Source organism: Streptomyces sp. 7N604, from assembly GCF_052245475.1.
Classification (GTDB): Bacteria; Actinomycetota; Actinomycetes; order Streptomycetales; family Streptomycetaceae; genus Streptomyces.
Genome location: NZ_JBQQBX010000048.1, coordinates 18348 through 38794, shown reverse-complemented (window position 1 = coordinate 38794; position 20447 = coordinate 18348). Strand labels below are relative to the sequence as shown.

Genomic DNA, 20447 nt, shown 5'->3' with positions numbered 1-20447 from the left:
GAGCGGCCTGACCGGCGAGGGGTCAGGCTCCGTAGCGCCTGTGCCGCGCCGCGTAGTCCCGCAGCGCCCGCAGGAAGTCCACCTTCCGGAACGCGGGCCAGAAGACCTCGCAGAAGTAGTACTCGGAGTGCGCGCTCTGCCACAGCATGAAGCCGGACAGCCGCTGCTCCCCGCTCGTGCGGATCACCAGGTCCGGATCCGGCTGCCCCCGTGTGTAAAGGTGCTCGGCGATCAGGTCGATGTCGACGATCTCCGCGAGCTCCTCGAAGGACGTCCCCTTGCTCGCGTGGTCGAGCAGAATCGACCGCACCGCGTCCGCGATCTCCTGGCGGCCGCCGTAGCCCACGGCCACGTTCACGAGTATCCCGCCGACGCCGACCGTGGCCTGCTCCGCCTCCTTGAGGACGGACTGCGTACGGGCCGGCAGCAGGTCCCGGTTCCCCACGTGGTGCACGCGCCAGCGCCCGTCCGCCGCGAGGTCGCGCACCGCGTCCTCGATGATGCCGAGCAGCGGTACGAGCTCCTCCTCCGGCCGGTCGAGATTGTCCGTGGACAGCAGCCACAGCGTGACCACCTCGACGTCCGTCTCGGCGCACCAGCCCAGCAGCTCCCGGATCTTCTCGGCCCCGGCCTGGTGACCCTGCTCCGCGGTTCCGCCGGAGGCGCGCGCCCAGCGACGGTTGCCGTCGAGGATGACGCCGATGTGCTTCGGTACCTGGGCATGGTCGAGGCGGCCTTCCACCCGGCGTGCGTAGAGCTTGTACACCAGGTCGCGCAGGTTCATGCCTTCTCCAGCCCCTCCGTGCGTAGCGGCCCCCGGAGCCTGCACCCTACTGCTCCCGCGGCTGCCGGGCCCAACGCAGGGGCCGGGAGGTATGTCATTGTGGCGTGATAGGGAAGAAGCTGTGACAGAGACCTCTTCCTACCGCGCCGCCGACGGGCGCTACGACGCCATGGAGTACCGGCGCACGGGCCGCAGCGGGCTCAAGCTGCCCGCGATCTCCCTCGGGCTGTGGCACAACTTCGGCGACGACCGCGCTCTGGAATCGCAGCGGGCGATCCTGCGCCGCGCCTTCGACCTCGGCGTCACACACGTCGACCTGGCGAACAACTACGGCCCGCCGCCCGGCTCGGCCGAGCTGAACTTCGGCAAGCTCTTCGCCCAGGATTTCCGCCCGTACCGGGACGAACTGGTGCTCTCCACCAAGGCCGGCTATCTGATGCACCCCGGCCCGTACGGCGAGTGGGGCTCCCGCAAGTATCTGCTGTCCTCGCTCGACGCCTCGCTGAAGCGGATGGGCGTCGACTACGTCGACATCTTCTACTCGCACCGGTTCGACCCGGAGACGCCGCTCGAGGAGACGATGGGCGCGCTCGCGTCCGCCGTCCAGCAGGGCAAGGCGCTGTACGCCGGCGTCTCCTCGTACACCGCGGAGCAGACGGCGGAAGCGGCGCGGCTGCTGCGCGGGATGGGGGTGCGCCCGCTGATCCACCAGCCGTCGTACTCCATGATCAACCGTTGGACCGAGGACGACCGGCTGCTCGACACCCTGGAGGCGGAGGGCATGGGCTGCATCTCCTTCGCGCCGCTCGCCCAGGGTCTGCTGACGGACAAGTACCTCGCCGGCATCCCCGAGGGCTCGCGGGCCTCGCAGGGCAAGTCCCTCGACCCGGGGCTGCTGACCGACGAGGTCGTACGGCGGCTGCGCGGTCTGAACGAGATCGCGCGGGCCCGCGGCCAGTCGCTCGCCCAGATGGCGCTGAACTGGGTGCTGCGGGACGAGCGGATGACGTCGGCACTGATCGGCGCATCGAGCGTGGCGCAGCTGGAGGCGAACGTCGCGGCCCTCGGTGCACCGCCGCTCACGGCCGAGGAGCTGAAGGAGATCGACTCGTTCGCGCAGTCGACGGAGGGCGTGAACATCTGGGCGGGCCGGAGCTGACCCATGGCCCCATGGCCGCCGACCAGTGGTCAGCGGCCAGTGGTCAGTGGCGGATGCGGACGCCGTACCGCATCCGTAGCCTCCGCAGCTCCCAGAGCGCCACCCCGGTCACGGACAGCGGCCCGCCCAGGATGCCGCAGAGCCGGACGGGCAGGGGGCCGTGCGGCATGCCGTCGACGGCGACGCTGAGGAGCGTCAGCTCCCAGACCAGGACCAGGGTCAGCAGCGCGGGCAGCGCGGCATGCACATCGGCGGTGTTGAAGGCATAGCGGGCGGCCTTCCCGGAGGCGAACAGAAGGAAGAACGCCAGCCAGACCACCGGGAAAAACAACGCGAGAACCATGACCGAGGCCAGCAAACTGATGCTCCCGCCCGCCCCCTGTTGGTACATGACCAGGGCGAACAGCGCGAGGCAGCCGATGAACAGCAGGAGCGCCCCCAGGTACCACCCCACCGCCTTGAGCGGCGACCGCAGCCGGGAGCGGAGGGTGGGCCGGTGCTCGGGGGGCGCGTAGCGGATGAACCCGGCGACCACCAGCGGCCCGGTGAAGATCAGCAGCCAGGGTGCGGCGAACAGCTTCAGCGCGCTGTCGTCGACCACGTCGCTCCAGCCGCCGTCGGTGCCATAGGTATAGATGAGGAGAAAGGTCGCGAACGCTCCCACGAGGGCGCGGCAGTTCTGGACCTGGCGGATGGACGGGTCGTCGATGCGGCCGGGCCCCGGCGTGTTGAAGATCGCGTCGGCGCGCCTCCTGGCGGAGACGAAGGCCGGTGCGAAGGCGAAGGCGAGGCAGCCGCAGCCGCTGCGCCGCCTGGCAGGCTGCGGCGGCACGTAGGGCTGGGGGTGCGGGTCCGGATACGGGTACGGGTACGGGTACGGATTCGGGTTGTGCGGAGGCGGGCCCCAGTACGGGCCCCCGTTCCCCGGGCCGCCCTGTCCTGGACCGTTGGGCGGCCCCCATCCCCCGTAAGTCATCGACTCCCTCTCCCCCACTCGGGCGCCATCAAGCCCCGGAATTCTACTAAGAGTTCACTGGGGTGTATGGGGATTCCGGGTGCGGAAAGAAAAGCGGGCCGGTCCGTGGGGGGGATACGGACCGGCCCGAGGGGGGGTTTCCACCATAGCCTCTTGTGCGGGGTGGTCCGTGCATCGTCGGGGGTGACGGTGCGCGGCGGGCTGACGCCGGGGCCGCCTGGGTCCTGCCCCGGCGAGCCCTTCCGGCGCCTCATGCGGCGCCGATACCGCCCAGCAGCACACCGAGCAGAGCCCCGGAAATCATGAAGGGACCGAAGGGCAGGGCCGCCTTGCGCCCGGCGCGCCGCGTCAGCAGCAGCCCTGCGCCGTAGAGGGCCCCGAGCAGGAAACTGGCGAACGCGCCCGCGAAGAGCACCGGCCAGCCGTACCACCCCAGGGCGACCCCCAGCGTGAGCGCCAGCTTGACGTCGCCGAAGCCCATGCCGCTGGGGTGGATCAGGAACAGGACGAGGTACGCGCCGCCGAGCCCGAGCCCACCGAGCAGCGCGCCGGCCCACGAGCCCGCGTGCCCGGGCAGCGGAGCGGCCGCGCCGAGCAGGGCGGCGGCCGCGCCGGGGAGGGTGAGGGTGAGGACGTCGGGCAGCCGGTGCACGGCCCGGTCCACGAGTGCGAGCACGAGCAGGAAGGGGACGAGCAGCAGCCACACCGCCAGCTCGGGGCGCGGCCCGGTGGCCGCCGCGAGCGCGCCGCACGCGAGTGCCGCACCGACGGCGGTGGCGGCGCGCCCGGGCCCGTACCACCCGCCGCGCCGGGCGGGCCACGCGCGGGTGGTCGGGGGCGCGTCCGCATCTGCCCGTGCGGCGGCGGTCGGTACGGAGCCGGTGTCGGCGTCGGCGGTCTCCGGCAGCGCGCCGGGGCCGGGGCGGCCGGTGTTCCGGGTCCCGCCGCGCTCGGCTGCCGGTTCGGCACCGACACGAGTGCAGACGGGGCAGCGCGCGAGGCCGAGCCAGCCACGGGCGGCACCGGTGAGCGCGTGCCCGGCCGGGCACGCGGCGCGCCACGGCTCCCCCGGCTCGACGGCCAGCCGGTACACCGCCCGGGGCACGAGCAGCCCGGCGACGCCTCCGAAGGCGGCGGCGAGCACGATCAGCAGCAGATGCACCCTCCGACCTTACGGACTGCCGCCCGAGGCGTCATGGGCCCGGTCCGAGCGGGCCGGTGCCGGTGCCGGTGCCGGGCGGAAACGCCGCTGCCCGCGCTGGTCCGGCTGCCCGCGCCCGTCTGGTAGAACGCTCAGCTGAAGCAGTGGCACCGGCAGGGGGATGGGTATGGGGAGTCGTTGGCGGGACGGCGTTGCGCTGTTGCGCGTCGCGGATGACGTGCGCGGAGCCACGGGATCCGGGCCCGCGATCCCGCTCGAGATCGCCGCGTCCTACCGCGCCCGAACCCGCGGGCTCCTCGGGCGTGACGGCATCGAGGGCGCCATCCTGCTCAGCCCGGCCGGGAGCGTGCACACCTTCCGGATGCGGTTCGCGATCGACGTCGCGTATCTGGACCGCGGCCTGCGCGTGATCGCCGTACGGACCATGCGGCCCGGCCGTCTCGGGCTGCCTCGGCCCCGCTCGCGGCATGTGCTCGAGGCGGAGGCGGGGGCGATGGCGCGATGGGGGCTGCGGGCCGGGGCGCGCGTCGAGGTCGTCGGAGCCCCGTCTGCCGCGCACGGGCGGGGAGGCAGACGCCCCAAGTAGGCTCAGAGCTTTACGCCCTCGACCTCTCCGGCGTCGAGTGGCACAGCGCGCCCAGCGGCGCCGACGAGCGCGTCGAGATCGCGTACCTCCCGGGCGGTGCGGTGGCCATGCGGTCGACAGCCGCCCCCGAGACCGTGCTGCGGTACACGGAGGCGGAGTGGCGGGCGTTCGCACTCGGTGCGCGGGACGGGGAGTTCGACCTGGAGCCGGGGTCGCACAACGGCGGGGCGCCGACGGAGTAACGCGCCTGACCACTTCGGTTCGCACCCGCTCACGGCTTGCCGATGTCGACGGCCCAGACCCCGGTTCCGTTGTAAGCGTCAGGTGTCGCGGTCAGCACCTGTCCCTCCACCGCGCCCGATGCGGCGGCGTAGACAGCGTGTGCGTACGCCCAGTCGACGCCTGCGGACACCACCTGCTCGACCGCAGCGGTTCCTGCGAATTCGAGGTTCAGGAACTCCAGGCCCGGCAGGGCACCGACGTGTGCCGCAGCGCCCGGCAGTTCCAGGCTCGCGGCAACCAGGCACAGTGCCGGGATGTGGGCCCGTTGCGCCGGGTCGTCCACCTCAACGACAGCGATGCTGGATAACAGCCGATGCCCCCGGCACAGAGCGGTGACTGCTGTGTGATCGAGAATGATCACCTGCGGCTCCCGACCCGGCGCGCGGCGATCGCATGCCGCCACTCGTCGCCGTCCCGGAGATCCGCATCGGTCAGATCCACGCCGAGATTGGCACTCACGTAGGCGATACCCCGGGCGGTGCGCTCCGCTCGTTCGGACTCCGTCGGAATCTCGGCGACCAGCTTCTCGACGAAGGCGCGCGTGCTCATGCTCCGCTCCTCGGCCAGGAGACGCAACCGGTCCCGAATCTCTTCCGTGATCTTTATGGTCGTGTCAGCCACAAACAGAGAATACAACCGAATACCGACCGCGAGATCTCTTCCGGCTTCAGAGCCAAGGAGGTTGGTCGCGCAGCCTTTTGCGGGCAGGCCGCGAGGGCCTCGCCGCGCGGGTCCCGGGCCCCGGCGACCCGGTGCGGCAGACCTGCTGGGCCGGCTCTCGCTACACCGGCTTCGTCGCCCTCTCCCTCAGAAACTCCTCGAACGTGCCGCGCCCGACGGCCTGATCCGGTGCCAGGTTGCCGCCCTTCCGGAGTGCCGTGAACATGCCGCCCGGCAGCCACAGCGGCACCACCCTGCGGCGCCGCCCGACGGACTCCAGGTAGGCGCGGGCCAGATCGGTGTGGGTACGGATCTCCGGCCCGCCCATGTCGGGCACGCGGCCCGCGGGCTCGCCGGTCGCGAGCTCTACGAGCTGGTCGGCCACCTCGCGTACCTCGACCGGCTGGAAGCGGGCCCCGGAGATCGTCAGCGTCACCGGCAGCCGCCGCTGGGCCTCCGTGATCATCGCGATCAGGTCGTGGAACTGGGTCGTGCGCAGCACGGTCCACGGCAGTCCTGACTGCTCGATCAGCCGCTCCGATTCGAGCTTGGCGCGGTAGTAGAAGAAGGGGATCCGGTCAATGCCGACGATCGAGATGTAGAGCAGGTGCGGAGGTGCCGATTGCCGCCGCGCCACCTCGATCAGCCGACGCGTCGCCTCCACGTCGCCCTTGCCGCCGGTCGTGGCGCAGTGAATGACCACCCTCGCCCCCGCCACGGCGGCATCCAATCCGGCCCCGGTCTTCATGTCCCCGGTCGCCCACTCGTACGGGCTGCGGTCGTCGGCCGGTCGCGGCCGCCGGCTCAGCACGCGTACGTCCCGCCCGTCGTCGAGCAGCCGCCGCACGACGGCCTTACCGAGCGTGCCGGTACCACCGGTCACCAGAATGGGTCCGTTCACAGGTAGCGCCTCCCAGCGGCGGCCGCGGTACGGAGTGGGCCGCCCTCTACATTGCATGTCACCCGTTACGACGCGGATCCACCACCCGGGTGTGACACCCGGGGGACCCATGAGGTGGAGGCCGCGGTCCACTCAGCCCTGCCGGCAGCTTCGAGAAGGGCGCGGCGTGCCTTGTCATGAGGGATGGGGGCCACCGCTCCGCCCGGGACGGTCTTGCAGGGCGGCGGTCCGGGGACCACGCCCCAGCGGTCGGCGCGCACCTCGACGAGGTGCGCGACCACGCCGAACGGCAACTCCCAGGAGGGCAGTTGCTCCGTCGCGAGCAGCCGGGCGAGCCGGGCGCCTCGGCGCGGTGCGGAGAGCTGCACGGTGAAGTGGCGTACGGGGGTGGGGGTTTCGGTCGTGGTGATTTCTCGGTTCACATCACTCAGCGTGGTCACCCCTGCCTACGCTGAACTGTAACGATGTCCGCACGGACGGTGACTGTCCGGCCGCGGGCCGGATCAGTCCGGCCGGTACGCCGTGACGCGCCGGGCGCGGGCGCCGTTGGCTACGGGCACGACGGAGGTGGGGCGAGCAATGGGTACGGACTACACGACGGACGGGTCGGACGAGTCTCGCTGGGACGCGGCGCTGGAGGACGACTCGGGAGCCGTGATGAAGGCAGTCGGTCGTCAGGTCAAGCTGTGGCGGGAAGCGGCGGGGCTGCGGCAGGCGGATTTCGGGTCGGCTATCGGGTACGGGGAGGAACTGGTCTCGTCCGTCGAGCGGGGGAGGCGGATCCCCCGGCCGGAGTTCCTGGACAAGGCGGACGAAGTCCTGGGCGCGGGCGGCAAGATCGCGGCGATGAAGAAGGACGTGGCGGAGGCCCGGTACCCGAAGAAGGTACGGGATCTGAAGAAGCTGGAGGCTGAGACCTTCGAGCTGTGTGCGTACAACAACTCGGTCATTGAGGGGCTGGTCCAGACCGAGGAGTATGCGCGAGCGGTGTTCGGCGCCCGACGGCCGCCGTTCACTGAGGACGAGCTTGAGCAGCGGGTGGCCGCGCGTATTGCCCGCCAAGAGATCATCGACGGCTCGACGGCACGGCCGGTTTTCAGCTTTGTGCAGTGCGAGTCGACGCTGCGTCGTCTCATCGGAGGCAGAATGGTGATGCGTAGGCAACTCGAACGGCTGTTGGAGATCGGTCAGTTGCGGAAAGTGGACCTCCAGGTCTTGCCTCTGAGCCGCGAGGAGAACTCCGGCCTCGGCGGTTCGTTCCGGCTGCTCAGGCTCAGGGACGGCAGCACGGTGGGGCACTCCGAGGTCCAGATGATCAGCCGTGTGATCGCCGATCCGAAGCAGGTCCAGATCCTCGACATGCGTTATGGGATCATCCGGGCGCAAGCTCTCACGCCACGAGAGTCGCTGGCCTTCATCGAGAAACTGCGGGGAGACACATGACCATCAAGCCCTCTGCCGGAACCGGGTCCGCGCTGGAGTGGATAAAGAGCAGCTACAGCACGGACGACGGCCCCGCTTGCGTCGAGGTCGCATGGATCAAGAGCAGCTACAGCACGCCCGACGGCCCTGATTGCGTCGAGATCGCGGCAACCCCCGGCACGGTCCACGTCCGCGACTCCAAGGACAAGCAGGGCCCACAGCTCGCCTTCACCCCGGCCGCGTGGGCCGACTTCGTCGCGTACGCCGCCGGGCGCTGACCGCGGCCACCCCCGCGCGCGGCGCGGCCGTCAGCCCGCGTCGCCGCGCGGAAACGAGACCTCGACGCGGCGGTTCTTCTTGCGGCCTTCCTCGATGCTGTTGTCCGCGATGGGGTACTGCTCGCCGTATCCGCGGATCTCGAAGGTGATGCCGGCGCCGAGGCTCTTGGTGAGCTCCTTGTGGACGGCGTTGGCGCGCTGCTTGGACAGGACGTCGCCGTGCGCGGACGAGCCGAGGTTGTCGGTGAAGCCGAAGACACGTACCCGGTCCGCGTCCTGTGCCTTGATCTCCCCGGCGATCGCCTCGATGCGCCGGTGAGCGTCGCTGCTGAGCTTGGCGCTGTCCTTGCCGAAGAGGACTTCGGCCTGGAGCGCGTACTTGACGTCGGAGTTGGTGTCCTCGCGCCGCTCCTCGCCGCCGAGGTCCTCGACGACGGACTTGATGTCGAGCACCTTGGCGGGGGCGAGAGTCCCGCCGTCCACCATCTTCAGGTCGGGGTCGTTCCCGTCGACCTCAACCGGCGGGGACGGCTTGGTGATGCTGCCCGGCGGCACGCTGGGCTCGTCGTCGGCGTACGCGGTGGTGGCCGACACGAGGGGCACAGCGGCGATGAGTACGGCGGTAGCCACAGCGGTGACGGCCAGGCGCGGACGGAGGCGGGGCATTGGGTGCACTGGGGCGCTCATGGGGAGATCTCGATCGTCGCGCTGGGGAAGGTCGGCATCTGGAAGTCCACCTCGGTGGTCTCTTCCGGCGGGGCCGGGAACTGCATGAAGACGGCAACCGACTTGCCCGCCTCGACCTTGCTCAGCCCCGTGGTGCACAGGCAGCGCCCCTCGGTGTCGCGCAGGACGTAGTAGCGCTTCTTGCCCTTCTGGTCGACGAGCATGGCGCCGCCCACCGACCGGCCGCTGCCCTGGACGATCTCCTGCTCGTAGCCACGCCAGGCGCTGACGCCGTAGAACGACTCGTTCCCGGTGTTCTTCACCTCGGCGTTGACCGTGACGAATCCGCCGGAGTCCCGCTGTGCCGAATGGACGGTGAGCACCAGGCCTTCCGAGCCGTTGATGACGGCCAGCGTCCGACTCGCGTCCGGCACCTCGTTCGCGGGGGCGTTGTCGGCGTGCCCGCCGGGCTTCTTGGAGGACGACGCGGCGGGGGCGGATCCGTCGCCGCCGTTCTCCGCATCGCCACCGCAGCCGACGACCGTGAATGTCAGTGCGGTGGCGAGGGCCACCACGGCCGCTCCTCTGCGGGCCGTCCTGAAGTGTCGGGTCCTCATCTGCGCTGCTTCCTTCGGTCTCGCGGGTCGTCGCTCTCGGCTCAGTCGGCTGGGTCGGTCAGATGCACGGAGAACAGGTCGGACGCGCTGGGCAGGAGACCGCCGCCGCCGGGATCGATCGTCCAGTCCCGGTCGTCGCAGGTGAACTCGACGCGGGACGGCCCGTCGCCTTTGCCCTTGCCGTCACCTTTGCCGTCGCCTTTGCCCTTGCCGTCGCCTCCCCCTTCGCCGTCGCCTCCGCTCTTGAGGCGGCAGCGCGGCTCGATGACGGCGGTGGCGTGCGCCGTCCCGTACTTCTTCTCCGTTCCGGGGATCACGGATTGGCCCACGGGATATTCGGTGCGGACCTCGACGGTGAATTCGGGCTGCAGCCCGATGTCAGCGGCACAGTCGGTGACATCGGCTCTGTTGCGATCCGCGAAGTCGTACGCGCCGGGGCAGTCCGCGGTCTCGATGGGCCCGTCGCCGTCCAGCCGGTCCTCCCACGGATCTCCGCTGTCGACGGCGTCCAGCAGACCTGTTCGCAGCTGGTCCCGGGCGTCCTGGGCCCACGCGAGGGCAGCCGCGTCCGCCGCCGTCTGCGCCCCGTTCCGCGTCGCCGACGCCTGCCCGACTGCAAAGAATGCGAACGCGAGAAAGAGCAGGGCCCCCACCACCGTGACGTAGATGGGGAACGCCTGCCCTCGGTCGCCGGAGCCGCGGCGTACGGCGATCAGCCCGCCTTGATCTTGTCGATCTGCTCGATGATCTTGTCGGTGATGTCCCCGCCGATATCGGTGCCCACGATCGCGCCGATGATCACGACCACGACGAGGATGATGCCCAGGTACTCGAACGCCGTCTGCCCCCTGTCCGAACGGGACGTCATCGCCCTGACGGCGGTGTTCTTCCAGAACATCGGGTTCCCCTCCGGGTTCGGCCGGCTCAACACCCGGAACGTACGCCCGAATGCCCCGTTCCGCCGAGGGCCCAGGGGCCCAATTCCGGGCCCAGAGCGGGGGTTTCGGCCGGGGTGTCCGCCGTCGCTGTCTCATGACCGCCCCCCGTCCAACCACGTCAGTATGGCTTCACTGCGGCTGCCCGATCCCAGCTTCGCGAAGATCCGGTTGATGTGGTTCTTCACCGTCTTCTCCGTGATGAAGCAGGCGGCGGCGATCTGCTGGTTCGTCATTCCGGACGCGATCAGGTCCATGACCTCCCCCTCCCGCCGACTGAGCCCGAAATCCCCGCGGACACGACGCCGTTCGAACAACGACTGTCCCACAACAGATTGCGTCTGCGAAGAGGTTGCCGGAATTTCGGCTGGTTCACCGCGTACGTGCTCGACCAAGGCGTTCACCGCCGTCGCCGTGAAGTGGGCACGGCCCGCCCTGATGTCCCGTACGGCCTGGACGAGTTGGACCGCCGTGAACTCGCCGTGGACGAGATAGCCGCTCGCGCCCAGGCGGAGCGCCTCCTGAACGGTCTCGCTCTCGCGGCTGTAGGTGAGCATCAGCACCGGCGCGACCCGCGCGAGGTGCGGCAGTGCGGCGAGGCCGTCGACGCCGGGCATGCGGACGTCGAGCAGGACCACGTCGGGCCGCTGCTCCCGTGCCGCCCTGAGCGCCTGCTGCCCGTCGGCCGCCTCCGCCACGACGTCGATGTCGTCGCGGCCGCCGAGGAGCGCGGTCAGCCCGGCCCGTACGACCGGGTTGTCGTCGGCCACGACGATCCGCAGTGCGGAGCGGCCCTGGTTCACCGGCCCCGGCCCCCTCTCAGCAGCGCCGATACGGGCAGTTCCACGCGGACTTCGGTGCCCGACGTCGTACAGCCCGTGCCGATTCGGATCCGGGCCCCGATGGACGCCGCCCGCTCGACCATGCCGACCAGGCCGAAGTGCCCGGACCTGCGGAGCTGTTCGAGGCTCGTGCCGGGCGGCAGGCCGTGCCCGTCGTCGATGACGCTGACCCGGAGCATTCCGTCCGTGATGCCCGCCTCCACGCTCACATGGGTCGCGGCCGCGTGGCGGTGCGCGTTGTCCAGGGCCTCGGAGACGATGGTCAGCAGGTGCCGGGCGACCGCGTTCGGGACGACCGGGACGGGCGCGGTGCCGATGCGTTCGAAGACCGCGGGCAGTCCGGAGCGGTGCGAGAAGTCGGCCACGCGGGAGGGGAGTTCGTCCGTGACCTGGACGCCCGGGCCGTCGAGACTGGACTCGCGCCGCAGGTCCGAGAGGAGCTCGCGGGTCTCGGCCGCGGCCCTGCGGGCGGAGCGGGCCACCAGGCCGGCCTGGCGCCGTACGGTCGCCATGTCCGCGGCCGCGTCCGTGTCCCTGCTCGTGTTCGTCTCCGCGTCCTTACGGTCGGGGGCGTCGGAGGAGTCTGCGGAGTGGGGGAGGTCGGCCCGGTCGGCGGATGCGGCCAGGCCGTCCGCCGCCAGCGCCAGGCCGTGCAGGGTCTTGGCGACCGAGTCGTGCATCTCGCGGGCGAGCCTGGCGCGTTCCTCGGCGACCGCCTCGGCCACGGCCAGCCGGGCGCGGGCCTCGGTGAGGGCGTGACTCGCCGTGCCGAAGCGGAACATGAGGTTGCGCAGCGAGACCCCCACCGCTCCTGCGACCACACAGAAGCCCGGCAGCAGCAGGAACCCCAGGCCCCTCGCGTCGAGGTCGGGGTCGACTCCGTAGACGGCCGCGAGGATCAGGATCTGCAGCCCTGCGAAGAACCCTGCACCGGCCCACCCGTAGACCAGCCCGGCCAGCAGCGGCGTGCAGATCGTGACGAAGGCGAGCGTGGACTCGGGGGTTGCGGTGATCAGCAGGAGGCCGCCGAAGAGCATGTCGGCGGCGAGCAGCGAGGGGTGCCTGAGCAGCAGCGGCCCGAACCGCTCCCAGTCGCGGAACAGCACGTACGAGACCATGAAGGTGACCAGGACCGCCGCGCCGATCAGCCAGGTCGAGGGCCCGGGTTCGGTACGGCCCAGGGCGATCGGCGCGGCGAGCGCGATCATCGCCAGGCGGAAGCCGAAGACCTGGCGGCACAGTGCCTGAAGGGCGTTCAGCTGGATCTTCAGCGTCGGCTCGTCGCGCGCTCCGCCCACCGCCGCGCCCGCCGTGTCCGCCGGACCGCCCTGTACGAAGGGGCGGCGCCCGGTGCGCCACGGTCTGGGCCAGGGGCCCGGATGCCCTGAGCCGCGCGGCCGCAGGACGCCCGGCCGGTCGCGGCGCGGCCGCGGGCCGCCGAGCCGGATGAGGCCCGAAACCCCCACCGTTCCGTGCTCCGTGGTCATACCCCGCTTCCCCTCTCCCCCCTTCTCGCCCGTCAGCCCGCGATCGATCCGAAGTCCACATCGGCCCCGAAGACGAAACCGGCGACGAGCAGCAGCAGCGTGCCCGGGAGCATGAACGTGGTGATCGTGAGCGTCGCCTTGGGGATCGCGCGCGCCGCGCGCCGCCGGGCGTTCTGCGCGTCGGCCCGCCGCATGTCGTTCGCGATCTGGATGAGCGTGTCGACGATCGGCGCCCCGAGCTCCTCGCCCTGCTGCAGCGCGGTGACGAACATGGCGACCTGCTCGGAGTCGTTGCGCCTGCGCAGCCCCTCGAAGGCCTGACGACGGCTCACGCCCATGTCCATCTGGCGCAGCGTGATGCGGACTTCGTCGGCCCACGGGCCCTCGTACTTCTCCGCGACCCGGTCCAGCGCCTGCCGGAAGCCGAGCCCTGCACTGACGACGACGGCGAGGACGTCGAGGAAGTCCGGGAGCGTCCGCTCGATGGCTGCCTTGCGCTGCTGGACCGCGGCCCAGATGCCGACTTCCACCCACAGGAAGCCGAAGGCGACGAGCAGCGCGGCGAGTACCGCCTGGCCGCGCAGGAGCAGGACGAAGGCGCCGAAGAAGCCGAGGAAGCCGTAGACGGCGCGGCGGGCGGCGTAGCGGTCGATCGTCAGGCCTCCGGGGTTGCCCGCGAGGTCGATCCGGCGCCGGACCTTGCCGACCCGCTGGGGTCCCATCATGCGCAGCACCGCCGCGGCGTAGCGCATGCCCATACGGTCGATGAGCGAGCCCACCGCGCCGGTACGCGTCGCACCCACCTCGAGCGCCAGGGCCAGGTCGCCGGGGAGTTTGACGTCCCGCCGGTAGAGCGCGATGCCGCAGCAGGCGCTCGCGACGCTCAGGCCGACCACGAGGGCGAGCAGCAGTCCCATGTCGCCCCTCCCCTCTCAGACGTCGATCCGGGACAGGCGGCGGACCAGGAAGAAGCCCACCGCGTAAAGACCAATGGCGACGATCACGGCGGCCTGGCCGAGGAACGAGCCGGTCATGCGGTCCAGCGCGCCCGGCATCACGCGGTCGAGCAGCAGCAGCGCGCCGACTCCGATGGCGGGGACGGCGTACGCGGTGACGGTCACCTGGGACAGCTGCGTCCGGATCTCCCGCCGGGTCTCCTTGCGCTCCTCCAGCGTCCGCGTGAGGTTCCGCAGCGACTCCACGACCGTCCCTCCGGCCCGGTTGGACAGCACGAGCGTCGTGACGAGGACGACGAGCTCGCGCGAGGGCAGCCGCTCGGCCAGCTCGCCGAGCGCCTCGTCGAGCGAGTGACCGAGGGCCAGCCGGTCGGCGACCCTGGCCAGTTCCGCTCCCGCCGGGTCCTCCAGTTCCTCGGCCGCCATGGCGAGGGCGGTACGGAGAGCGAGGCCGGCCTGGGTGGCGTTGGCCAGCACCCGGGAGATCTCCGGCAGCTGGTTGATGAACTTCTCGATCCGCTTGTTCCGCTGCCAGTTCAGGAACGCGAAGGACGCCCAGAGGCCGATGAGCGCGGCAACGGGCCCGAAGAACGCCGCGAGGAAGGAGCCCGCGATCAGCCACAGCGCGCCGATCCCGGCCGCCATCCAGACGACGAACTCGCCCGGGGTGAGGTCGAGTCCCGTCGCGGCCAGCCGCAGCTCGACGCGCCTGCCGAACCGCGTACCCCGCAGCCGCCTGTCCACCCCGGCGAACCGCCGCTGCCGCCCCGCCCCGGTCTGCCCGGCCGCGGTCAGCCGGTCGACCAGCGCCTGCCGCTGCGCCCGCCCCGAGGCGTACGCGAGCACGCCCGCGACCGCGAGCACCCCGCACAGCAGAGTCACGCCGAGCGTCAGCATGGGCAGGGAGACCGGAAGTGTGTCCATGGGCGGCTACTTCGCCTCTCTCGTGGCGAGCTGGTCGTCGGAGGCGGCGACGCCGAAGGCCTGCGGAATCGGCTCGCTCGCCAGGTGGAGCCGCTCCGCGATGCGGCGCGGCAGCGGGAAGTACGCGAAGTGGCCGTGCACGATCCGGTCCGGGCCCAGGGGCTGGGCGTCGAAGCGGCAGACGGTGGCGATCCGGAAGGTCTCGCGGCCGCGCGAGGAGAGGATGACGATCTCGCTGACCTTGCGGGTGCCGTCGGTGTGCCGGGTCAGCTGGACGATGCAGTCGACCGCGCTGTTGATCTGGTCCCGCAGAGCCTCGAAGGGGATCTTCACCTCGGACATGGAGCCCAGGGTCTGCAGCCGCATCAGGGCGTCCTCGGCGCTGTTGGCGTGCACGGTGGCGAGCGAGCCGTCGTGCCCCGTCGACATCGCCTGGAGCATGTCGAGCGTCTCGCCGCCGCGGACCTCGCCGACGATGATGCGGTCGGGGCGCATGCGCAGCGAGTTGCGGACCAGGTCGCGTACCGTGATCTGGCCCTTGCCCTCGACGTTCGGCGGCCGCGTCTCGAGCCGGATGACGTGGTTCTGCTGGAGCTGCAGCTCGGCCGCGTCCTCGACGGTGATGATGCGCTCGCCGTCGGGGATCAGCCCGGAGAGGGCGTTGAGGAGCGTGGTCTTCCCGGAGCCGGTCGCTCCGGACACGATCACGTTGAACTTCGCCCGCACCAGCCCGGCCAGCAGCATCAGCATGTGCTGGTCCAGGGTGCCGAGGCCGATCAGCTCCTGGAGCGTGTACGAGCGGGGAAAGCGCCGGATGGTGAGCGTGGCGCCGGTCAGGGACAGCGGCGGGATGATGACGTTGACGCGCTCGCCGCTCGGCAGGCGGGCGTCGACCATCGGATTCGACTCGTCCACCCGGCGGTTGACGGTGGAGACGATCCGTTCGATCGTCTGCATCAGCTGCTCGTGCGAGGCGAACCGTACGGGCACCTGCTCGACCCGGCCGCCGCGCTCGACGAAGACCTGGTCGGGGCCGTTGACCATGATCTCGGTGATGGAGGCGTCCTCGAGGAGCGGTTCGAGCACGCCGAGGCCGAGGGCCTCGTCGACGACGCGCCGGATGAGCTGGGAGCGCTCGGCGGTGGAGAGGACCGGGCCCTCGCGGCTGATGATGTGGCCGAGGACGCGCTCGAGGCGGGCCCTGCGCTCGGCGGCCGCCAGCGCGGACATCTCGGCGAGGTCGATCTCCTCGAGCAGCTTGGCGCGGTAGACGGCGACGAGGTGACCGTCCTCGCGGGCCCCGCCGTTCTCCTCCGGAGCGGTGATGCGTGCCCGCAGGCTCATGGTGTACGCGCTCCTATGCGGTGACTGTTTCTGTTTCCGCCCTGGTGGTTGCCCGCCGTCGCGAGGGTCGGGGCCGCGCCGGGGTCTCTCCTCGGGCGGCGAACGTGCGGGTTGTCATTCGGCCTCCCGCCGGTGTTCGTTCTCCCCCAGCTACCGCTGGGAGGTGCCCCCAGCCCTGCGGGGACGCCCCGCCACACCCCCTTCACGCCGTCCTCCGGACAATCTTTCCGCCGCAACTGTGAGCAACCACCGCAGCCCCTCCCATCAGTCGCGCGGCATGACGGCCGAGCGTTCGGCCGTGCCGAAGCTGTCGATGCCTGGGATGACGGACGGGATCTCGACCCGTGCGGTGGCCGTGGCCTCGTCGGCGCCGCCGCCCACCGTGATGTCCGCCCGGTCGGCCAGCCACCCGCTCATCGCCGCCAGTCCCGCCGTCGCACCGTCGGTGCCGGACTCCTCGTAGGACTCGGTACGGGCCGCGGCACGCGCGCCCGTCCCCGCCTGCGAGACGGCGTACGCGGCGACGCCGAGCTGGATCGCGGCCAGACCGAGGAGCAGCAGGATGGGCAGAAAGCCGACGAACTCCAACGCCACCTGGCCGAGTTCGCGTGTACGCGACCTCGGCGTCCTGCCGAAGAGCTGCCCGGGCCCTGACCTCTCGATGCCGCCGACGGCGGGAAGGGGGTGTGCGGGGGTGTCCCCGCAGGGCTGGGGGCACCTCCCAGCGGTAGCTGGGGGAGAACGAACACCGGCGGGAGGCCGAATGACAACCCGCACGTTCGCCGACCGAGGAGATACCCCGGCGCGGCCCCGACCCACGACGCATGAGGCCGCGCCCACGACGCAAGCCGCGCACACCGCGCACACCGCGCTGACGGCGCTCCGCGCGCCGTCAGCGCCTCGCACCCGTAAGCCCCCAGCCATGGGTCACCCCTCCTCCGCCGCTCCGGCCTCGCCCATGATCGTGACGGGAAAGTCCACCGTTCCCGGAAAGAGCACCGGAACTTTCAGCCCGACCTCGGCTTTCCACAGGCCGGACTCCGGGAAACAGTTGATCTCGGGGCCGCTGTCCTTCCACGCCTGCGGGAGTTCCTTTGTCGCCACCTCCTCGCACGGCCCGGGGCTGCCCGCCGCGGTCGCGGCGCGCGCCGCCTCGTCGGCCGCGTTCCCGGTGAGCGCGTACGTGTAGCCGAGCAGCGCGCACTGCCACAGCAGGACCAGGACGAGCAGGATGACCGGCACCATCCCCAGGAACTCCACCGCGACCTGCCCGCTGTCGCCGCCCGCGCGCCGCCGCCCGAGCCCGAACGCCCCCCGGTCGCTGCGGAACTTCACGGCCTTCCCGGCCTTCCCGGGCCTCCCGCCCCGCCCCACGCGGTGCCCCCGCGCCCCGTCCCCCTCCGCGCCGCCCAGCAGACCGAGCTCCCCGGCCAGCCCCCACAGCGCCTGCTTCACCGCGCTCCGGCTGTCCAAGTCCTGCATCCGGCCCGCATCCACCGCGGGCTGAAGCTCCTTGAAGTTCGCGGGGACGGCGGCCCGCGCCACCCGCGTACCGGTGATCTTCTCGACCAGCGGCGGCTGGATCTCCGTATGCCGCGTGAGCCGGTTGACGACGGTCACCGTCTCCTCCGCCTTGCGGATCTGGAGCCGGTCCCACAGCCGTACGAGACGCTTGGCCGCCCGTACGGCCACCACGTCCGGTGTCGTGACCAGCAGGGCCGTGTCGGCCATCTCGACGGCCACCGCGTTCGCGCCGTTCATCTGGCTGCCGCAGTCGACGACCACGACCTCGAAGCGGGTGCGCAGGGCGCTGACGATCTGGCGGGCCGCGCGGTCGGAGACGTCCTCGCCGCGCTCGCCCTCGGCCGGGGCCAGCAGCAGCCCGAGTCCGGTGGGGTGGCTGAAGAGCGCGTCCTGAAGGACCCGGGGCGAGATGTCGCTGATGGCGGCCAGGTCCGCGATCGAGCGGCGGAACTGGACGTCCAGGTACGAGGCCACGTCGCCGCTCTGCAGGTCCATGTCGACGAGGGCGACGGTCCGCCCCGACGCCCGGGCGGCAAGGGCGAGTTGGACGGCGGTGACCGTCGCACCGACACCGCCCTTGGCTCCGGCGACGGCGACGACCGTGCCGCCGGGCCCGGTGAACAGGTCCGCGCCGGCGCCCAGGTGGCGCCGCACGCCCGCGGACCACTGCGCGGCGCCCTGGACGCGGGCCGCCAGCTCCTCGTAGGACAGCGGCAGCGCGATGAGGCCGCGCGCGCCGGAGTCCATGACCGCCGAGAAGAGACCGGCGCTGGTGTCGGCCGTGACGAGCACGACGCCGACTGCCGGGAAGCGCAGGGCCACTTCCCTGATCAGCTCGAGCGCGGGGACCGGGCCGATGCGCTCGTGGACGAGGACCACCTCGGGCAGCTCCTCGAGCGACTCGGCCGCGAGCCGGGCGAGGGTGTCGAGGAGGGAGGTGGAGTCGGCGACCGGAGGCGAAGGTTCGGCGTCGGGGAGCTGGCTGAGCAGCGTGGTGATGGAGCGGGCGGCGTCCGGGTCACCGGCGGCGGTGAGGATTCTGGTCGTCATCCTTTGCCCCCCTTGTCCCCGTCCAGGGTGTACGTGCGGTCGGCGGGCGGGACGGCGGAGCCGCCGCCGGGGGCGACCAGGGCGAGGCGGACGTGTGAGGCGAACGACTCGGCGTACGCGACGCGCTGGGCGTCGAGGGTGCCGAGGCCGAAGGTGATCGGCACGGCCTCGGTGGTGCCGCGCCTGCGCTCGTCCTGGTCCGGGTCGAGGGGGGTGAGGCGGCCGACGTCGATCACCTTGGCGCCGGAGACGATCACCTTCGACTGCGGCTTGCCGCCCGCGTTCTCGGCGTCGAAGGTGGCGTAGATGTTGACGGTGCTGCCGGGGCGGATCTTGCCGGCCACGCCCGTCGCGGCGTCGATCATGATGGCGATCTCCTGCTCGCCCTGCTCGAGCGCCGGCCGGTCGACGACCATGTCGCTCTGCAGCAGCGAACCCTTGCGGAGCGGAGTGACGGCGATCTTGCCGCCGATGCCGCGGAGGTCGGTGACCGCGGTCTCGGGGAGCCAGCGCTCCGGTATCCGCACCTTCCTGAACTGGCCCTCGGTGAGCTCCTCGTACGGCTGCACATCCGCAGCGAGCTCGTACGCCGTCGTCTCGGGCCCCACCTTCGACTGCACGTCGCTGATCACCGAGAGCACCCCGGCGAACGCGCCGAGGGCGCAGAGGACGGACAGCAGGATGAGGATGACGCCGCGGCGCTGGCGTGAATTCATTGACGGGCAACCTCGTTCAGGGACGTATCCGAAGGTGGACGGACAGTGAGCGATGAGCGGGGCGGTGCGCCGGCCCGGGGGCCTGCGGACGGTCAATGGGCAGTCAATGGGGTCCCGCGGTCAGCGCGAGGGGTGCCGAGGACGAGGGCGGGGCGAGGGGCGCGGAGCAGAAGGCACAGCGGTCGCCGATGAGTTCGAGCCCGCACCAGCGGCAGTCGTCCCGCCGGACCGAGGCGACGACCTGGTAGAGCACGGAGATGTCCGCGATGGCGGCGGCGAACTCGACGAGCCTGCCGGTGCCCCACCAGCCGGCCGAGTCCCGCGGCAGCGGCACCTCCCGGACGCCCTGCACCCGCCAGTCCCGGGCGAGCGTGCCCGTGACCCAGTCCGACTGCAGTCTGCCCTTCGCCACGAGCAGCCGGGTGGCGAACCCGGGCCCGGTCAGGCCGCTGTGCTCCGCACCGGCCGCCCCTGGTCTGGTCATCTGCGGGGTGGGGTTGGCCAGTACGCCGAACTGGGTGCCCGGCACCCAGGACGTGGCGTGAGAGGCCAGGCTCACCGGGATCCGGTCGAGCCGGGACACGGAGCCGAGCAGTGCACCCGCGTAGACATAGTGCGAGAGCAGCCGGGCGGCGGAGGCGAGCACGCCGGGGCTGAAGTCGCAGACGGACAGCTGGCGGAGCTGGAGGGCGAGCGCGGCGACGGCGAGCGGCGGCAGGTCGAGCCGGAGCAGGGCGATGCGGTCGCTCTCCAGGACGGACCGGACGGTGTGGAGCCGGTGGTGGACGTCCCGCTGCGCGTCTCCGGCGGGATAGAGCACGATCGCGTAGCCGTGCCGTTCGAGCAGCCGGTGGGTCTCCGCGAGCGCGGCCTCCAGGGTCCTGGCCTGCGGGGGCGGGATCACGGCGGCGGTCGGCGTCTGCGGGTCGAGGGACGGAAGCACGAGGTCCGGGCTGGTGACTGCGATGGCGATGGGCACGTCGGTCTCCCCGTTTCACTCCGGTCGCCGGGGGGTCGGCGGCCGCAGATCGACACTGCGCTGTGCTCCTGCACCAGCACTGTATCCACCAGTTGAGAGGGAGAGAACAGTTCACCGGTATCGGTGGATTCCGAGTCCGGGAAGGCCGGTTACCAGAGGTCTTGACAATCGTATTGGTCTGGACCAGCTTGTACGCC

Annotated in this window: 25 protein-coding genes; 5 read left to right on the top strand and 20 right to left on the bottom strand. The window is 71.4% G+C overall.

The genetic code is table 11. The features are described 5' to 3' along the window. Window positions 1–22: 22 nt before the first annotated feature. Window positions 23–784, bottom strand: a complete 762-nt coding sequence (locus ACTWP8_RS35025) for an isoprenyl transferase (RefSeq protein ID WP_443318870.1) — start codon at window positions 782–784, stop codon at window positions 23–25. 121 nt (window positions 785–905) lie between these two features. On the opposite strand from ACTWP8_RS35025, the gene mgrA reads away from it, so the two are divergent. Further along, window positions 906–1943, top strand: coding sequence for an L-glyceraldehyde 3-phosphate reductase (gene mgrA, locus ACTWP8_RS35020; protein ID WP_443326118.1), 1038 nt, complete (start codon window positions 906–908; stop codon window positions 1941–1943). Window positions 1944–1986: 43 nt separating this feature from the next. Here the strand turns inward: mgrA and ACTWP8_RS35015 are convergent, their stop codons facing one another. Together ACTWP8_RS35015 and ACTWP8_RS35010 are read right to left on the bottom strand one after the other, a co-directional pair. Next, window positions 1987–2919 carry a hypothetical protein gene (locus tag ACTWP8_RS35015; protein ID WP_443326117.1) on the bottom strand — a complete coding sequence of 311 codons (933 nt, stop codon included), beginning with the start codon at window positions 2917–2919 and terminating at the stop codon, window positions 1987–1989. Window positions 2920–3169: 250 nt separating this feature from the next. Next, window positions 3170–4081, bottom strand: coding sequence for a prepilin peptidase (locus ACTWP8_RS35010; protein ID WP_443326116.1), 912 nt, complete (start codon window positions 4079–4081; stop codon window positions 3170–3172). A gap of 166 nt (window positions 4082–4247) precedes the next feature. Between ACTWP8_RS35010 and ACTWP8_RS35005 the strand changes: the two genes are divergently transcribed. After that, window positions 4248–4667: a DUF192 domain-containing protein gene (locus ACTWP8_RS35005; protein WP_443326115.1), complete on the top strand. Its 420-nt coding sequence runs from the start codon at window positions 4248–4250 to the stop codon at window positions 4665–4667. Then, window positions 4583–4909 (top strand): DUF397 domain-containing protein, encoded by a 327-nt coding sequence (locus ACTWP8_RS35000; protein ID WP_443326114.1) that lies wholly within the window; start codon window positions 4583–4585, stop codon window positions 4907–4909. Before ACTWP8_RS35005 ends, ACTWP8_RS35000 begins: the two co-directional genes overlap by 85 nt. A 29-nt stretch (window positions 4910–4938) precedes the next feature. Here the strand turns inward: ACTWP8_RS35000 and ACTWP8_RS34995 are convergent, their stop codons facing one another. The 4 genes from ACTWP8_RS34995 to ACTWP8_RS34980 all read right to left on the bottom strand — a co-directional run bounded on the left by ACTWP8_RS34995 (window position 4939) and on the right by ACTWP8_RS34980 (window position 6932). Further along, the gene (locus ACTWP8_RS34995) at window positions 4939–5232 is read right to left on the bottom strand and encodes a hypothetical protein (RefSeq protein ID WP_443326113.1); all 294 of its coding nucleotides are present in this window, start codon (window positions 5230–5232) and stop codon (window positions 4939–4941) included. A gap of 74 nt (window positions 5233–5306) precedes the next feature. Further along, on the bottom strand, window positions 5307–5570 hold the full coding sequence (locus tag ACTWP8_RS34990) for a hypothetical protein (protein WP_443326112.1): 264 nt from the start codon (window positions 5568–5570) through the stop codon (window positions 5307–5309). Window positions 5571–5730: 160 nt separating this feature from the next. After that, window positions 5731–6510, bottom strand: a complete 780-nt coding sequence (locus ACTWP8_RS34985; RefSeq protein ID WP_443326111.1) for an SDR family oxidoreductase — start codon at window positions 6508–6510, stop codon at window positions 5731–5733. A gap of 65 nt (window positions 6511–6575) precedes the next feature. After that, complete coding sequence (locus tag ACTWP8_RS34980) at window positions 6576–6932, bottom strand: hypothetical protein (protein ID WP_443326110.1); 357 nt, start codon at window positions 6930–6932, stop codon at window positions 6576–6578. A gap of 157 nt (window positions 6933–7089) precedes the next feature. Between ACTWP8_RS34980 and ACTWP8_RS34975 the strand changes: the two genes are divergently transcribed. Both ACTWP8_RS34975 and ACTWP8_RS34970 read left to right on the top strand, forming a co-directional pair. Then, the gene (locus ACTWP8_RS34975; protein ID WP_443326109.1) at window positions 7090–7953 is read left to right on the top strand and encodes a helix-turn-helix domain-containing protein; all 864 of its coding nucleotides are present in this window, start codon (window positions 7090–7092) and stop codon (window positions 7951–7953) included. Next, entirely contained in the window at window positions 7950–8210 is a 261-nt protein-coding gene (locus ACTWP8_RS34970; RefSeq protein ID WP_443326108.1) for a DUF397 domain-containing protein, read from the top strand. The genes ACTWP8_RS34975 and ACTWP8_RS34970 overlap by 4 nt, the downstream gene beginning before the upstream one ends. Before the next feature lie 30 nt (window positions 8211–8240). Here ACTWP8_RS34970 and ACTWP8_RS34965 read toward each other — a convergent pair whose 3' ends face one another. From ACTWP8_RS34965 to ACTWP8_RS34905, 13 genes are all read right to left on the bottom strand, one after another. Further along, window positions 8241–8876, bottom strand: coding sequence for an OmpA family protein (locus ACTWP8_RS34965; protein WP_443326107.1), 636 nt, complete (start codon window positions 8874–8876; stop codon window positions 8241–8243). Window positions 8877–8893: 17 nt separating this feature from the next. Further along, window positions 8894–9493 carry a hypothetical protein gene (locus tag ACTWP8_RS34960; protein WP_443326106.1) on the bottom strand — a complete coding sequence of 200 codons (600 nt, stop codon included), beginning with the start codon at window positions 9491–9493 and terminating at the stop codon, window positions 8894–8896. Window positions 9494–9534: 41 nt separating this feature from the next. Next, the gene (locus ACTWP8_RS34955; protein WP_443326121.1) at window positions 9535–10206 is read right to left on the bottom strand and encodes a pilus assembly protein TadG-related protein; all 672 of its coding nucleotides are present in this window, start codon (window positions 10204–10206) and stop codon (window positions 9535–9537) included. After that, window positions 10206–10391, bottom strand: coding sequence for a hypothetical protein (locus tag ACTWP8_RS34950; protein WP_443318857.1), 186 nt, complete (start codon window positions 10389–10391; stop codon window positions 10206–10208). The genes ACTWP8_RS34955 and ACTWP8_RS34950 overlap by 1 nt, the downstream gene beginning before the upstream one ends. 132 nt (window positions 10392–10523) lie before the next feature. Further along, the gene (locus tag ACTWP8_RS34945) at window positions 10524–11261 is read right to left on the bottom strand and encodes a response regulator (protein ID WP_443326120.1); all 738 of its coding nucleotides are present in this window, start codon (window positions 11259–11261) and stop codon (window positions 10524–10526) included. After that, complete coding sequence (locus tag ACTWP8_RS34940; RefSeq protein ID WP_443326105.1) at window positions 11228–12757, bottom strand: sensor histidine kinase; 1530 nt, start codon at window positions 12755–12757, stop codon at window positions 11228–11230. The genes ACTWP8_RS34945 and ACTWP8_RS34940 overlap by 34 nt, the downstream gene beginning before the upstream one ends. Before the next feature lie 32 nt (window positions 12758–12789). Next, on the bottom strand, window positions 12790–13674 hold the full coding sequence (locus tag ACTWP8_RS34935) for a DUF5936 domain-containing protein (protein ID WP_443326104.1): 885 nt from the start codon (window positions 13672–13674) through the stop codon (window positions 12790–12792). Between the two features lie 15 nt (window positions 13675–13689). Beyond that, on the bottom strand, window positions 13690–14637 hold the full coding sequence (locus ACTWP8_RS34930) for a type II secretion system F family protein (RefSeq protein WP_443326103.1): 948 nt from the start codon (window positions 14635–14637) through the stop codon (window positions 13690–13692). A 6-nt stretch (window positions 14638–14643) separates the two neighbouring features. Continuing rightward, the gene (locus tag ACTWP8_RS34925) at window positions 14644–15981 is read right to left on the bottom strand and encodes a CpaF family protein (protein WP_443326102.1); all 1338 of its coding nucleotides are present in this window, start codon (window positions 15979–15981) and stop codon (window positions 14644–14646) included. Window positions 15982–16245: 264 nt separating this feature from the next. Then, window positions 16246–16575 carry a TadE/TadG family type IV pilus assembly protein gene (locus ACTWP8_RS34920; RefSeq protein ID WP_443326101.1) on the bottom strand — a complete coding sequence of 110 codons (330 nt, stop codon included), beginning with the start codon at window positions 16573–16575 and terminating at the stop codon, window positions 16246–16248. A gap of 333 nt (window positions 16576–16908) precedes the next feature. Beyond that, window positions 16909–18555, bottom strand: coding sequence for an AAA family ATPase (locus ACTWP8_RS34915; protein WP_443326100.1), 1647 nt, complete (start codon window positions 18553–18555; stop codon window positions 16909–16911). After that, window positions 18552–19271 carry a Flp pilus assembly protein CpaB gene (cpaB, locus tag ACTWP8_RS34910; protein ID WP_443318849.1) on the bottom strand — a complete coding sequence of 240 codons (720 nt, stop codon included), beginning with the start codon at window positions 19269–19271 and terminating at the stop codon, window positions 18552–18554. Before cpaB ends, ACTWP8_RS34915 begins: the two co-directional genes overlap by 4 nt. A 103-nt stretch (window positions 19272–19374) precedes the next feature. Beyond that, a complete protein-coding gene (locus ACTWP8_RS34905; RefSeq protein ID WP_443326099.1) occupies window positions 19375–20250 on the bottom strand; it encodes a hypothetical protein in 876 nt (291 codons plus the stop codon). Window positions 20251–20447 lie beyond the last annotated feature (197 nt).

Excerpts from the sequence above, each read along its gene's own strand:
- ACTWP8_RS35025 (WP_443318870.1), bottom strand. The coding sequence starts at position 784 with ATGAACCTGCGCGACCTGGTGTACAAGCTCTACGCACGCCGGGTGGAA.
- ACTWP8_RS35015 (WP_443326117.1), bottom strand. The coding sequence starts at position 2,919 with ATGACTTACGGGGGATGGGGGCCGCCCAACGGTCCAGGACAGGGCGGC.
- ACTWP8_RS35005 (WP_443326115.1), top strand. The coding sequence starts at position 4,248 with ATGGGGAGTCGTTGGCGGGACGGCGTTGCGCTGTTGCGCGTCGCGGAT.
- ACTWP8_RS35000 (WP_443326114.1), top strand. The coding sequence starts at position 4,583 with ATGGGGGCTGCGGGCCGGGGCGCGCGTCGAGGTCGTCGGAGCCCCGTC.
- ACTWP8_RS34975 (WP_443326109.1), top strand. The coding sequence starts at position 7,090 with ATGGGTACGGACTACACGACGGACGGGTCGGACGAGTCTCGCTGGGAC.
- ACTWP8_RS34970 (WP_443326108.1), top strand. The coding sequence starts at position 7,950 with ATGACCATCAAGCCCTCTGCCGGAACCGGGTCCGCGCTGGAGTGGATA.
- ACTWP8_RS34965 (WP_443326107.1), bottom strand. The coding sequence starts at position 8,876 with ATGCCCCGCCTCCGTCCGCGCCTGGCCGTCACCGCTGTGGCTACCGCC.
- ACTWP8_RS34960 (WP_443326106.1), bottom strand. The coding sequence starts at position 9,493 with ATGAGGACCCGACACTTCAGGACGGCCCGCAGAGGAGCGGCCGTGGTG.
- ACTWP8_RS34950 (WP_443318857.1), bottom strand. The coding sequence starts at position 10,391 with ATGTTCTGGAAGAACACCGCCGTCAGGGCGATGACGTCCCGTTCGGAC.
- ACTWP8_RS34940 (WP_443326105.1), bottom strand. The coding sequence starts at position 12,757 with ATGACCACGGAGCACGGAACGGTGGGGGTTTCGGGCCTCATCCGGCTC.
- ACTWP8_RS34935 (WP_443326104.1), bottom strand. The coding sequence starts at position 13,674 with ATGGGACTGCTGCTCGCCCTCGTGGTCGGCCTGAGCGTCGCGAGCGCC.
- ACTWP8_RS34930 (WP_443326103.1), bottom strand. The coding sequence starts at position 14,637 with ATGGACACACTTCCGGTCTCCCTGCCCATGCTGACGCTCGGCGTGACT.
- ACTWP8_RS34925 (WP_443326102.1), bottom strand. The coding sequence starts at position 15,981 with ATGAGCCTGCGGGCACGCATCACCGCTCCGGAGGAGAACGGCGGGGCC.
- ACTWP8_RS34915 (WP_443326100.1), bottom strand. The coding sequence starts at position 18,555 with ATGACGACCAGAATCCTCACCGCCGCCGGTGACCCGGACGCCGCCCGC.
- cpaB (WP_443318849.1), bottom strand. The coding sequence starts at position 19,271 with ATGAATTCACGCCAGCGCCGCGGCGTCATCCTCATCCTGCTGTCCGTC.